The organism is Pseudonocardia ailaonensis, from assembly GCF_039531635.1.
Lineage (GTDB): Bacteria > Actinomycetota > Actinomycetes > Mycobacteriales > Pseudonocardiaceae > Pseudonocardia > Pseudonocardia ailaonensis.
The window spans coordinates 21,611-34,300 of record NZ_BAAAQK010000016.1 but is presented as its reverse complement, the minus strand read 5'-3'; the positions used below and the strand labels follow the sequence as shown (position 1 = coordinate 34,300).

Genomic DNA, 12,690 nt, shown 5'->3' with positions numbered 1-12,690 from the left:
CGCGATGGGCGAGCCGACGGAGCCGACGCCGAAGGCGGTCGTCGACGCCGCGATCGCCGCCCTGCGGTCCGGCCGCACCAAGTACGAACGAATCAGTGGCTCGCCGAGCTTGCGTGCGCACGTTGCTCACCGGCTCAACGTAGAGGGTTGTGAGGCGATCACTCCGGAGAATGTCGTCGTCACCCACGGCGCGAGCGCCGGCCTGGGGGCCACGATCCTCTCGCTCGTCGACCCCGACGACGTGGTGGTGCTCCCCGAACCGACCTACTCGCTCTATGCCGACCAGGTCGTGATGGCTGGTGGGCGGGTCCGGTGGGTGCCCAGTGCCGCGAGCGGACGGCCGGATCTCACACAGCTCGAGGCCGCGATGGCGGGCTCGCGACTGGTGATCATCTGCAACCCGAACAACCCCACGGGCTACGTCCTCGCGCCGGACGAGCTGGCGAGGATCGTGCGGCTGGCGGGCGAGCACGGCGCCGCCGTGATGGTCGACGAGGCCTATCGCGACATCGTCTTCGAGGGCTCGGCCTTCGCGTCGGCGGCCCCGCTGATCGCGGAGAACCCGCACGTCGTGTGTTGTGGGACGTTCTCCAAGAGCTTCGCCATGACCGGCTGGCGGCTCGGCTGGGTGCTGGCGGACCGACGCCTCGCCCAGGACATCAACCTCGTTCATCGCACGATCAACGGCCCCCTCAACACCTTCGTCCAGGACGCCGCGGCGGTGGCGTTGCGCCTTCCCCAGGAACACGTCGATCTGGTCGTCAAGGATTTGCAGGACCGCCGGGACATGGTGTGCGAGCGGCTCCGCGACATCCCCGGTGTGTCGCTGGAGGTCCCTCGGGGTTCCTTCTATGCCTTCCCGAGGCTCGGTGGTAGCTCGGTGGAGTGGAAGGCGCGCCTGGCGGAAGCTGGGGTGCTGGTGCGTGCAGGGAGCGAGTACGGGCCGACAGGGGAGGGACACATCCGCATCTCCTTCGCGCTCGAGACGGCGCAGCTGCGGATCGGTATGGACCGCTTCGTCGACTGCGTCGAGCAGGTACTGGACCGGGAACCGGGCGAGGAAACGGAATTCCCGCATCTCGTCCACGTCACGAGGGGGTCGACACATGGATAGCGAAGCCGACGCTTTGCGCAGGCTCAAGGAGCTCGGCGCGGCGACCGTGTACGAGGCACTCGGCCGGGTGGGCGCGATGGATCACGCGATCAAGCCACTGGACCCGGGCTTCTCTGTGGTCGGCCGGGCCTTCACCGTGGACAGCGCGCCGGGCGACAACCTGGCCGTCCACTACGGCGCCCACCTCGCAGGCGAGGGCGACGTTCTGGTCGTCGACGCCAAGGAGTTCACCGCGGCCGGCCCGTGGGGCGATGTCCTCAGCGAGTACGCCCAGAAGAAGGGTATCGCGGGTCTGGTGATCGACGGCGCGGTACGGGACAGCCGGGCGATCGTCGGCCTGGGCTTCCCGGTCTTCTGCCGGGACGTGTGCATCAAGGGCACGGACAAGGTCAACCTCGGACGGGTCGGCGAGCCGATCGTCTGCGGCGGGGTGACCGTGCGGCCGGGCGATGTCATCGTGGGCGATGCCGACGGTGTCACGGTCGTGCCGCAGGAACTCGTCGACGAGGCGTGCGCGGCCGGTGCGCGGCGCGAACAAGCCGAGGCCGGCTACCGGACAGCCATAGCCGGTGGAGCCAGCCTGATCGACCTCATCAAGGTACGTGACACATTGGACGCGGCGCTGGCCGCCCGAAAGCCTGGATCGTGAAGGGACGCCCTGACATCATGCGGATTCCGAAAAGACGCGTCCTCGCCGCGGCGAGTCTGTCGGCGGCGATCGCACTCGTGACAGCCGCGTGCGGGAGCGGCACAGAGAGCGCCGGTGAGTCGCTCCCTCCACTGACCGTTGCGCTGTCGGCACTGGACGCCAGCCAGGCCGAGGGCGCGGTGGCGGAGGCGAAGGGCTATTTCAAGGAGGTCGGCCTGAGCGTGAAGTTCGTGAACTCGGGCAGCAACGTGGTGGCCGCCGTCGTGTCCGGGCAGGCCGACATCGGCGCCATCGGCCTGCCCGGGCCGATGCTGCCCGCCGCGCAGGGGAAAAGCACCACCATCCTTGCGGAGAAGAGCAACGGCGCAGCGCTCGCGCAGGTCGCTGGCCGCCCAGGCGTGACGGACGTGCAGCAATGCAAGACTGTCTCGACCACCGGCGTCGGCACCGGCAGCTACGGCCTGACGAAGTATTTCGAGAAGTCCTTCAACACCACCTGGACCATCAAGACCCTCAGCTCCGGGACCGACGCGGTGAACCTGATGGCCACCGGTCAGGCGGACTGCACGGTCCTGCCTTCCTCCATCCTCGCCCCCGCCCTGAGCAGCGGTAAGGGCACGCTGCTCGTCGACGGAGCAACGAGGAAGGGGCTGCCCGCCGGGTTCCCGACCAACCTGCCCAGCTCGGTGGTGTTCGGCCTGACGGACAACCTCGGCCAGAAGAAGGCGGCCGTCACGGCGTTCCTCACGGCCTATGTCAGGGCCGTCGAGACCATGAACAGCTCGCCGGATGATGCTGCCAAGGCGATCATCACCGTCCCGGGATGGAACACCCAGTCGGTCGGGGATGTGGTGACCAGCCTCAAGGCGCAGCAGCCCGCGCGCTGGCCCAATCGCGGCGTCATCAGCGAGGGCGACTGGCAGCCGCTGCTGAGCTTCATCGAGGCGAGCGGCGTCGCGCTGGATGGGGGCGCGACCGCCCCGACCTGGTCGTTCGGCAAGCGCGTTGATATGTCCTATCTCGATGCGGCGCTGGGCAAAGCCGCGTCCCACACCTGAGGAACGACCCCCGTGACACCAGGGCGGGCCGCTGTCGGGAGCGGCCCGCCCGATGGCGCTCACCCGTTGACGAGGAGGTAAGTAGTGACCGCTCCGAATGCGAATCTCGTGGGGGCCGATGCCGACGTCGGCACGACGGATCCCGACGAGGCAACCCCCGCCATCGTGGAGTTCCGGGACGTCGACTTCCGGTACGACTCGGGCCTGCTGGCGCTCGACGGCGTCGACCTGCGCGTGGAGCCGGGGCGGAACGTCGCGATCACCGGGCCCAGCGGGTGCGGCAAGAGCACTCTGTTGAGGCTGGCCGCGGGTCTCACGACCCCCACCCGTGGGATGTTGGCGCGGGGGCCGGTGCCGGAGGGGGCACACCCCCTGTCGATGATGTTCCAGGAGGACACGCTGCTGCCGTGGCTGACTGTGGCGGGCAACATCGCGCTGCACTTCAAGTTCCGGCGTCGGCCCAAGTCTTACGTCCGCGACCTCATCGGCGAGCTGCTGCCGTTGGTGGGGCTGCAGGATTTCGAGAACGCCTACCCGTACCAGCTCTCCATCGGCATGCGGCGGCGGGTGGCGTTCCTGTCGGCCATCGCGCCGCGGCCTCAGCTGCTCCTGCTCGACGAGCCGTTCTCGGCGCTGGACGAGCCGACGCGGGTGGCCCTGCACCAGGACGTCCTGCGGGTGACGCAGGAGCTCGGGACGACGCTCGTCCTTGTCACCCACGACATCGCCGAGGCGGTCTCGCTCAGCGACGAGGTCCTGGTCCTGTCGAAGCGCCCGGGCCGGGTCGCCGGACGGCATCTGATGACGTTCGGCAAGGAGCGGGATGTCCTGGGCATGAGGGAGTCCGAGGACTTCCTGCACCTGTACGGGGAGGTCTGGAGCGACCTCCGGCGCCAGATCCGAGGTGAGGAATCATGACCGCCGTCGTCACGGGTGCGAAGCCCGGCACCGACTCAGTGCTCAAAGCCCGCCTCGTCTGGGCGAAGGACAACGTCAAGGTCCTCGTCGGCCAGCTGCTGATCCTGGCCGCGTTCCTGGTGGCGTGGCAGCAGCTGCCGCAGATCCCCTTCTTCAGCAGCCGCTTCCACTTCCTGGACCCCTATTTCGTCAGCTCCCCGACGGCCATCGCCTCGCGGCTCGTCGATGTCCTGACGGGTCGAAACGGCAGCTTCACGGTGTGGTCGTACGTCCAGCCCACCCTGCTCGCCAGCCTTGTCGGCTTGGTCGTCGGCATGGTCCTCGGCGGTGTGATGGGGCTCGTCCTGAGTAACTCGCCGTTCGCGAGCGCGCTGCTGCGCCCGTTCATCGTGCTGCTCAACGCCGTCCCGCGGATCGCCCTCATCCCGATCGTGATCATCGCCTTCGGCGCCTCCCTCGGCGCCGAGATCGTCATCTCCGTGCTCATCGTCTTCTTCGTGGTGTTCTGGAACGCGTACGAGGGCGGACAGTCGGTCCCCCTGCGGATGTCGCAGAACGCGCAGCTGCTGGGGGCGAAGAAGCGCCAGATCACCTGGCGGATCATGGCGCCGTACGTGCTCGCGTGGACGCTCGCGTCGCTCCCCAACGCGGTGACGTTCGCGCTGCTCTCGGTGGTGACCAGCGAGGTGCTCACCGGTAACAACGGTCTGGGCTTCCTGATCACCCAGTCCCTCAGCACGGCGGACGCGACGCTCACCTTCACCACCGCGGTCCTGCTGGCGATCATCGGGCTCATCGTCGTGATGGCAGCGGAGGCGGGACGCAAGCGGGTTCTGCACTGGTGGCACCCGTCGCGCTGACAAGGAGAAGGACGATGCGAGGGTCTGAAGTGCACGGCGGCAGCTATGCCGTCGTCGCGGGTGAGGAACGTCTGGGCAGTGGCACGGTCCGGAGCGATGCCGACGGCATCGGGGTCACCTATCAGGTCAGTAACAACGGCCGCGGCGCCCACCTGGAGGAGTGGATCCGGACGGACTCCGACGAACTGCCCGTCAGCTGGACGATCGACGGGAAGTCGGATCTGGGCGGGTCCGTCGCCGAGCGCATGGACACCGACGGGAGCTCGCGGTCCTGGGTCAGCCAGGCCGACGAGGGGCGGGACCCCGACGGCGCACGGAAGTTGTACATCGCGGCGGACTGCAGCCCCTACGCGGGCTGGTTGTACGCCCGCGCGGCGCTGGGAGCGGGCGGCAGTGTGGACGCGCTGCCGTCGGGGAAGGTCCGGGCGTCGGTGTCCGACCAGGTTCGCGTCGGCGACACGGAGGTGGATGTCGTCACCGTGACCGGAGCGAGCCTGTTCCCGCAGTACTTGTTCGCCGATGCGGGGGCGAATCTCGTCGCGAGCATCGGTGGCGGCTCCACCTATCGCGAGATCCTTGTGCGTGAGGATGTCGTCACGCAGGCGAACACCCTGTCCCGGGTCCAGGCGCAGGTGACGGCGGACGCGCTCGAGGGGATTCAGCAGCGCGTCCGGAACCGCTACGACGGGTTGGTGCGCATCCGCAACGTGCGGATCTTCGACCCTCACGAGAAGCGGCTGACCGGCCCGTCGTCGGTCACCGTCTGGCGGGGCCGGTTCACCCGGATCGAGCCGGGCGACACCGAGCCGGCCGGCCCGGGGGACACCATCATCGACGGCGCGGGTGGGACGCTCGTTGCGGGGTTCCACGACATGCACGTCCATCTGTCGGCCTGGAGCTCGCTTTACTACCTCGCCGCGGGCGTCACGACCGTGCGCGACATGGGCAACGACAACCAGATGCTCGACGAGCTGGTCGGACGGATCGACGCCGGCGTCGTGGCCGGGCCGACGGTGCTTCGCTCCGGGCTCATCGAGGCGCGTAGCCCCTACAGCGTGCGCGCGGACGTCGTCGCGGAGAGCCTCGGCGAGGCACTGGCCGGAGTGCACTGGTACGCGGACCGGGGCTACCACCAGATCAAGCTCTACAACTCGATCCCGGCCGAGTGGGTCGCGCCGCTGGCGGCGGAGGCGCACCGCCTCGGCCTGCGGGTGGTCGGCCACCTACCTGCGTTCACCACCGCCCACGCGATGATCGAGGCCGGCTACGACGAGATCACCCACCTCAACCAGCTGATGCTCGGCTGGCTGCTCGAGGAGGGAGAGGACAGCCGCACCATGGTCCGGGTGACGTCGATGGCCCGGGGCGCGGGCCTGGACCTGTCCTCCGAGGCCGTCCGTCGGACGATCGCGCTCATGCGCGAGCGGGGCATCGGGCTGGACGCGACCGTGGGGTTCATGGAGCGCGTGCTGCGGATGCGGTCGCGGACGGGTCTGGAGGCGGACGCCCCGTTCCTCTCGCACATGCCGGTGAGCTTCCAGCGCGGTCGCCGCCGGACCTGGGTGCCCACCACGGACGAGAAGGAGCTGGCGGCCTACCACGCGGCGTTCGCGACGATGCTCGATCTCGTCACCGTCGTGGACGGCAACGGGCTCGACGTGTGGCCGGGAACGGACGACGAGGGCACGGGCTTCACCTACCACCGCGAGCTCGAGCTGCTCGTTGCCGCCGGGCTCGCGCCGGCAACGGTCCTGCGCCGCGCGACGTACGACTGCGCCCGCTACCTCGGGTTGGAGCGTGACCACGGCTCCGTCGAGTACGGCAAGGTGGCCTCCTGCGTCCTGCTCGACGGTGACCCCACCGTGGACATCGGCGCCGTCCGCGCCGTCCGGATGGTGATGAAGGATGGGGACGCCTACTTCCCGGCCGACATCTACCGCGAGCTGGGGGTCGAGCCCTTCAGCCCACCCCCCGCCGTCCGCCGACCGACGGACGAGCCCGCCTCCGCCTGACGACCATTGCAGACCCGGCCGCCCGACGGGCGGTCCACGGCATTCCGCAGGAGCACACTGACATGACCATCGACGGCATCTCCAAGCAACGCCGCAAGCCGACCGGCGCGGACGCGGGACGCCCGGTGATCGCCGGCGTCAATCACATGGTCTCGGCGGGTCACTACCTGGCCGCCGTCGCCGCCTTCGAGGTGCTCGAGGCGGGCGGCAACGCGATCGACGCCGGGGTGGCCGGCGGCATCGCGCTGGGCGTGGTCCAGAGCGACATGGTGAACTTCGCCGGCGTGGCGCCGATCATCGTCCGCAACGGGACGTCCGGCGAGGTCAAGTCGATCTCGGGTCTCGGCTGGTGGCCGCGCGCGATGACGCCGACGCTTTTCCGCGACCGCCACGAGGGCAAGATCCCGCTCGGGGTGTTGCGCAGCGTCGTCCCCGCGGCTCCGGACGCGTGGATCCGCGCATTGCGCGAGTTTGGGACGATGTCGTTCGGCGAGGTCGCCACGGCGGCGATCCGCCTGGCCCGCGACGGGTTCGTCATGTACCCCGCGCTGGTGGACAGCATCACGACGTGGGAGAAGGAGTACTCGCAGTGGCCGACCAGCGCGCCGATCTACCTCCCCGGTGGGCAGCCGCCCCGCTCCGGTGAGAAGTTCGTCCAGTCCGATCTGGCCAACACGCTGCAGTACATGGTCGACCAGGAGGCCGCGGCGGCTGGCCGGGGCCGAGAGGCGGGTCTCGACGCCGCGCGGGATGCCTTCTATCGCGGCGACATCGCGAAGGCCATCGCCCAGTTCCACGCCGACAACGGCGGCCTCATGACGCTCGATGACCTCGCGGAGTACGCCAGCGAGATCGAGGACACCCCTAGGGTGGCCTTCGAGGGCGTCGACGTCCACGGCTGTGGAGCCTGGTGCCAGAGCCCATCCTTCCTTCAGATCCTGCAGATGCTGAAATTCGGGGACGTCGGAGAGTACGGACACAACACCGCGGACTACCTCCACCACTTCGTCGAGATCATCAAGCTGGCGTTCGCGGACCGGCACGCCTACATCGGTGATCCGCGCTTCGTGCCCGTGCCGATGGACCTCCTGACCTCGGAGAGCTACGCACGTGAGCGGTTGGCCCGTATCGACCCGGAGAAGTCCATCCCGGATATTCCCATCCAGGGCGGATACCGCGATCCGTCGCTGCCCTTGAGCCTCGAGCCGCGTCTCGACCCCACCGGTCCCGTGCCGGACACGTCGTACATCTGCGTCGTCGACCGGTGGGGGAACTGCTTCTCAGCGACCCCGAGCGACGTCTCGTTCGACACGCCGGTGATTCCGGGTACCGGGCTGACGGTCTCCTCGCGCGGGTCGCAGAGCTGGGCCGATCCGGACCACCCGAGTTCTGTTCTGGCCGGAAAACGACCGCGGCTCACTCCCAACCCGGCGCTGGCGGTGGGTGCGGACGGCCGGCTGATCCCGTTCGGGACGCCCGGTGGCGACGTCCAGGTGCAGGCGATGGCGCAGGTTCTGATGAACCTGCTGGTGCACGGGATGAGCCCGCAGCAGGCGGTCGAGGTGCCCCGCTTCGCCAGCTACAGCTTCCCGGACTCGTTCGAACCCCATGAGCTCTTTCCCGGCCGGCTTAACCTTGAGGAGGGAATCGGGAAGGCGGTGGGCGCGGACCTCGCGGCCCGTGGTCACGACGTCAACTGGTGGCCAGACCTCACCGGACGCGCGGCGGCGGTCTGCCTGGTCGACTCCAAGAACGGTGTGCACCAGGGAGCTGCGGACCCGAGGCGGCCGGGATACGCGATCGGTTGGTGACGGTAGAGCCGGGAGCTAACGGCTCCCGGCTCTCGCCCATCCTTCCAACGCGCCGAAGTAGGCGGCGATCAGCCGGCTGACGGCCTCGGACTCCTGGAGGCCGGTGTCGACCAGGTCGAGCAACTCACGAGGGTCGAACAGAAGGTTGTAGAGGAAGAGGGCGTGGTTGAAGTGCTCATCGGAGATACGCAGTTGCCGGAGGACGCCACGAATGGGTCGTTCCCAGGCGTCCCGCACGATTCCGGTCAGTTCGTCGTTGTCGAGAAGACGGCGGAGGAAGCCCTGTCGTGAACGCAGCTGAACGATAGCCGGGCCGTGCAACCGCACCTGGCGCGCCCAGTGAGTCGCGACGGCGTCGAAGAGCGCGGTGCCGGTCTGCGGACAGTCGTGGCTGTAGTCGCGGAGCTCGATGACGACCTGACGCATGTAGCTCGTCAGCAGGTCGTCGAGCGAGGAGAAGTAGCGATACGCGGTGGCCACGGAGAGCCCGGCCCGCTCGGCCACCGTCGGAAGGCTCAACGACTCCGGCTCGGCCCTGAGGATCTCGCCCACGGCATCGAGCAGCCGTTGACGATTGCGGACGGCATCCCGCCGTCGCGCCCGACCTCGGCCTGGCGCGGCGGTGGTGACGCTCGGCGGGTCGTGTGACATCAGCCTCCAGACAAAAGGTAGTGGTCTCTTAGTTTTCAGGCTGCTCGGACGGTAGCACGAGGCGCACCTTGCAGATCTACATGCCTCTTCTGGCTGTTGACAGGTACTGCGGTCGAGATCATGCTGAGAATAGAAGTGAGATTCGAATCGTAGTTCGGGTGCGGGAATGATAGTGCGCAAGGTGAGATGGTGGGCGGAAGGTGATGGTAGTGGCACCCACAGTGATCGTGATCGGTCTCGGAGGCATGGGCAGTGCGGCGGCCGCCAGCCTGGCGCAGCGTGGCTGCCGGGTCATCGGCGTCGAACGCTACTGGCCCACGCACGACCGTGGCTCGAGCCACGGCGAGTCACGCGTCATCCGGCTGGCCTACTTCAGCGACCCGGCACACGTCCCGTTCGCGCAGGAGGCGTATCCGCTGTGGCAGCGGCTCGAACGGGACAGCGGTACCGAACTGGTCACGCCCTGCGATGCGGTCATCGTCGGACCGGAGGGGGGTGAGGAGGTGACGGCATCGACGACCGTCGCCGACCAGCTGGGGCAGCCCTACGAGCTCCTGACGCCGTCAGAGGTCACGAAGCGGTGGTCGACCCTCACCCCACCCCCGGGCACGCTCACCTTCCTCGACCACAGCCAGGGCGTCATCCGGCCGGAGGCGGCCGTGTCGGCGAACCTGGCCCTGGCCGCCCGCAACGGTGCCGAGCTGCACTTCGACACGGCGGTCGAGAGCTGGAGCGCCGGTGACAGCGGCGTGACCGTCACGACATCGGCAGGGGAGTTCACGGCCGATCACCTGGTCATCACCCCGGGTGCCTGGGCGAGTGACATCCTCGCGGCCCCCGGCATTCCGATGGAGATCGGCCGGCTCGTCCAGGTCTGGGTCCGGCCGGCCGCCGACCTGTCCCTCTTCGCCGTCGACCGGCACCCCCGCTTCGCGCTCGAGGACGAGGCCGGTCGAGTCGCCTCCGGGTTCGCCCTGCTGCCCGGGCACAGCCTGGTCAAGGTGGCCTTCATCAAGGGACCCGACGCGAGCACGCCGACGACGCCGGACACGTTCCGTCGTGAGGCCTCCGCAGCGGAGGTCGAGAGCGTGATCGACTACATGGGCCGGCTCATCCCGTCGCTGCGGGGGCAGGAGGCCGAGCGCGCCCGCGGATGCATCTACGCCAAGACGCCGGACGACAACTTCGTCATCGGCCCGCACCCGGAGCACGAGAACGTCACCATCGGGGCCGCGTTCTCCGTCCACGGGTTCAAGTTCGTGCCGGTGGTCGGGGAGATCCTCGCGGACCTGGCGCTCGACGGTCGCAGCGACCGGGACATCAATGTCTTCTCGCCGCTGCGCTTTCAGGACACGGCGAGCAGCGCCTCTGCACAGTAGCGGCGGGCAGGGGAGGGAAGTGGGGAGATGACCACAGGACCGCTCGGACACAGCCGTGACGACGTCGACGAGTCCGTTGTCGCGCAGGTCGTGGGCCAGATACCTGCGATCGGGAGGATCACGGACCGGGCGCTTCGCGATGCCGTCGCCCTCACCTGGGCCTGCTCATGGAGAGAGTCCGGCTACACCGGCCTGGACGAGGTCCTCCAGGGGCAGGGACCGATCACGTTGCTCCACCACGTCAACGGGGTCGACGAGCAGGCGACCGCACTGACGGAGCAGGCCGAGACCACCTACGGCCTCGCCGTGGACCACGACGTGGTGCTGGCGGCCGCGGTCCTGCACGACGTGGACAAGCCCCTGCTGTGGACGAGCTCGGGCGCCTCGGTCACCTTCCGGCCGGGGCGGACCCTCGCCGACCACGGGATACTGGGCGCCGAGCTGGCCGCGTTGTGCGGTGTCCCGGAACGGGTACGGGCGATCGTGCGTGGCCACAGCCCCTATTCCGATCGCATGGAGGACCGACGCTCACCGGAGGCGGCGCTCGTCTACCACGCCGACAACGTGGTCGCCGCGCTCGACGCGCTGAGCGTCGGCCTGACACCGGCGTGCGGCTTGACGAAGCTCGTTCCGGCGCCCTGCTAGCTGGTGCTCCGCCACGACCGCTGGTCCGTCGGGGACGGTCGTACTCCACTGTTCGTACTGTTGTGCACGGATTGGGATGTGTGATGGTCAACCTCGCGACGAACCTGACGACCAGTGCCACGCGACATGCCGACCGGACTGCGGTGAGGCTCGACGCCGAGGCCCTCAGCTACGCTGCGCTCGACGACCTGAGCTCGCGCGTCGCGGGTTGGCTCGAGGAGAAGAATGTCGGGCCGGGTGACCGGGTCGGCCTGATGCTTCCGGGCGTTCCGGCCTTCGTCGCGTTGTACTACGGCATCCTCCGGGTCGGAGGAGTGGTCGTGCCGATGAACCCGTTGTTGAAGGAACGGGAGATCCGGCACTACGTCGCAGACTCCGGCGCGAAGCTGGTGTTCGTCTGGCACGAGATGGTCCCTGCCGCCGAGGGGGCGATCGAGGCGGCCGGATCGCGGCTCGTCCCGGTCGCCCCGGACGCGGTGGAGGTGGTGGCGAACTGGCCGGTTCTGCCGGAGACGGTCGATCGGGCCGACTCGGACACCGCGCTGATCCTCTACACGTCCGGCACGACCGGATCGCCGAAGGGGGCGGAGCTGACGCATTCGAACCTGCGTCTCAACGCCGCCGCGTGTGGCGACATGATGGAGGTGACCTCCGATGACGTCATCCTGGGTTGCTTGCCGCTGTTCCACGCGTTCGGGCAGACCTGTGTGCAGAACAACGCCGTGCAGGCAGGTGCGACGGTGACGCTCCTTCCCCGCTTCACCGCGGAGGGGGCGCTGCAGGTGATCGAACGCGACGGGGTGACCGTCCTGCAGGGTGTCCCGACGATGTACGTCGCGCTGCTCGACGCGGGGGGCGGTGTCGCCGACACGGCCACCTTGCGGTTGTGCGTCTCCGGCGGTGCAGCACTTCCCGCGGAGATCCTCCGGAGCTTCGCCGACGTGTTCGGTGTGCCGATCCTCGAGGGGTACGGGTTGTCCGAGACGTCACCGACGTCATCCTTCAACCACCGGGGTGACACGCGCGCCGGGTCCATCGGGAAGCCCCTGTCGGGGGTCGAGATGAAGATCGTCGACGACACCGGGGCCGAGCTCGCCGCCGGTGAGGTCGGCGAGATCGTCATCAAGGGTCCGAACGTGATGAAGGGGTACTGGAACCGGCCCGAGGAGACCGCGGCGGCGGTGAAGGACGGGTGGTTCCGCACCGGTGACATCGGCAGGCGGGACGCCGACGGGTTCTTCTTCATCGTCGACCGGAAGAAGGATCTCATCATCCGGGGCGGGTACAACGTGTATCCGCGGGAGGTCGAGGAGCTGCTGTACGAGCATCCGGCGGTCCTCGAGGCGGCGGTCGTCGGTGTCCCCGATCCGACGTACGGTGAGGAGGTCGCTGCGGCGGTGGTCCTCAAGCCTGGTGCCGATGCGTCCGCCGAGCAGCTCCGCGAGTACGTGAAGGACCGCATCTCCCCGCAGAAGTATCCGCGGCACGTGTGGCTCGTCGACTCCTTGCCCAAGACCGCAACGGGGAAGATCGTCAAACGGGAGATCGAGTTCCCCGTCGGCCGAGGCTGAACGCCCCGGCCGTCCGATCGTG

Annotated in this window: 11 protein-coding genes; 10 read left to right on the top strand and 1 reads right to left on the bottom strand. The window is 68.7% G+C overall.

The window, feature by feature from the left end; genetic code table 11:
- Nucleotides 1-4 precede the first annotated feature (4 nt).
- From ABD324_RS21315 to ABD324_RS21285, 7 genes are all read left to right on the top strand, one after another.
- Nucleotides 5-1,114: a pyridoxal phosphate-dependent aminotransferase gene (locus ABD324_RS21315; protein WP_344419827.1), complete on the top strand. Its 1,110-nt coding sequence runs from the start codon at nucleotides 5-7 to the stop codon at nucleotides 1,112-1,114.
- The gene (locus tag ABD324_RS21310) at nucleotides 1,107-1,763 is read left to right on the top strand and encodes a 4-carboxy-4-hydroxy-2-oxoadipate aldolase/oxaloacetate decarboxylase (RefSeq protein WP_344419824.1); all 657 of its coding nucleotides are present in this window, start codon (nucleotides 1,107-1,109) and stop codon (nucleotides 1,761-1,763) included. Before ABD324_RS21315 ends, ABD324_RS21310 begins: the two co-directional genes overlap by 8 nt.
- A 17-nt stretch (nucleotides 1,764-1,780) precedes the next feature.
- Nucleotides 1,781-2,821, top strand: coding sequence for an ABC transporter substrate-binding protein (locus ABD324_RS21305; RefSeq protein ID WP_344419821.1), 1,041 nt, complete (start codon nucleotides 1,781-1,783; stop codon nucleotides 2,819-2,821).
- An 84-nt stretch (nucleotides 2,822-2,905) separates the two neighbouring features.
- On the top strand, nucleotides 2,906-3,739 hold the full coding sequence (locus tag ABD324_RS21300) for an ABC transporter ATP-binding protein (RefSeq protein WP_344419818.1): 834 nt from the start codon (nucleotides 2,906-2,908) through the stop codon (nucleotides 3,737-3,739).
- Entirely contained in the window at nucleotides 3,736-4,599 is an 864-nt protein-coding gene (locus ABD324_RS21295; protein WP_344419815.1) for an ABC transporter permease, read from the top strand. The genes ABD324_RS21300 and ABD324_RS21295 overlap by 4 nt, the downstream gene beginning before the upstream one ends.
- Nucleotides 4,600-4,613: 14 nt before the next feature.
- Nucleotides 4,614-6,611, top strand: coding sequence for an amidohydrolase family protein (locus tag ABD324_RS21290; RefSeq protein ID WP_344419812.1), 1,998 nt, complete (start codon nucleotides 4,614-4,616; stop codon nucleotides 6,609-6,611).
- A 125-nt stretch (nucleotides 6,612-6,736) separates the two neighbouring features.
- Nucleotides 6,737-8,422: a gamma-glutamyltransferase family protein gene (locus tag ABD324_RS21285; RefSeq protein WP_344419810.1), complete on the top strand. Its 1,686-nt coding sequence runs from the start codon at nucleotides 6,737-6,739 to the stop codon at nucleotides 8,420-8,422.
- 15 nt (nucleotides 8,423-8,437) lie between these two features.
- Here the strand turns inward: ABD324_RS21285 and ABD324_RS21280 are convergent, their stop codons facing one another.
- Nucleotides 8,438-8,974 (bottom strand): TetR family transcriptional regulator, encoded by a 537-nt coding sequence (locus ABD324_RS21280; protein ID WP_344419807.1) that lies wholly within the window; start codon nucleotides 8,972-8,974, stop codon nucleotides 8,438-8,440.
- Between the two features lie 308 nt (nucleotides 8,975-9,282).
- Between ABD324_RS21280 and solA the strand changes: the two genes are divergently transcribed.
- The 3 genes from solA (at nucleotide 9,283) to ABD324_RS21265 (ending at nucleotide 12,668) form a co-directional block, all read left to right on the top strand.
- On the top strand, nucleotides 9,283-10,452 hold the full coding sequence (gene solA, locus ABD324_RS21275; RefSeq protein ID WP_344419805.1) for an N-methyl-L-tryptophan oxidase: 1,170 nt from the start codon (nucleotides 9,283-9,285) through the stop codon (nucleotides 10,450-10,452).
- A 27-nt stretch (nucleotides 10,453-10,479) separates the two neighbouring features.
- Nucleotides 10,480-11,097: an HDIG domain-containing metalloprotein gene (locus tag ABD324_RS21270; RefSeq protein ID WP_344419802.1), complete on the top strand. Its 618-nt coding sequence runs from the start codon at nucleotides 10,480-10,482 to the stop codon at nucleotides 11,095-11,097.
- A gap of 83 nt (nucleotides 11,098-11,180) precedes the next feature.
- The gene (locus ABD324_RS21265; RefSeq protein WP_344419799.1) at nucleotides 11,181-12,668 is read left to right on the top strand and encodes a long-chain-fatty-acid--CoA ligase; all 1,488 of its coding nucleotides are present in this window, start codon (nucleotides 11,181-11,183) and stop codon (nucleotides 12,666-12,668) included.
- The last annotated feature ends 22 nt before the right edge of the window (nucleotides 12,669-12,690 follow it).

What these genes read in the sequence shown, in the direction of transcription:
- ABD324_RS21315 (WP_344419827.1), top strand. Translation starts at nt 5, where the DNA reads ATGGGCGAGCCGACGGAGCCGACGCCGAAGGCGGTCGTCGACGCCGCG.
- ABD324_RS21310 (WP_344419824.1), top strand. Translation starts at nt 1,107, where the DNA reads ATGGATAGCGAAGCCGACGCTTTGCGCAGGCTCAAGGAGCTCGGCGCG.
- ABD324_RS21305 (WP_344419821.1), top strand. Translation starts at nt 1,781, where the DNA reads ATGCGGATTCCGAAAAGACGCGTCCTCGCCGCGGCGAGTCTGTCGGCG.
- ABD324_RS21295 (WP_344419815.1), top strand. Translation starts at nt 3,736, where the DNA reads ATGACCGCCGTCGTCACGGGTGCGAAGCCCGGCACCGACTCAGTGCTC.
- ABD324_RS21290 (WP_344419812.1), top strand. Translation starts at nt 4,614, where the DNA reads ATGCGAGGGTCTGAAGTGCACGGCGGCAGCTATGCCGTCGTCGCGGGT.
- ABD324_RS21270 (WP_344419802.1), top strand. Translation starts at nt 10,480, where the DNA reads ATGACCACAGGACCGCTCGGACACAGCCGTGACGACGTCGACGAGTCC.
- ABD324_RS21265 (WP_344419799.1), top strand. Translation starts at nt 11,181, where the DNA reads ATGGTCAACCTCGCGACGAACCTGACGACCAGTGCCACGCGACATGCC.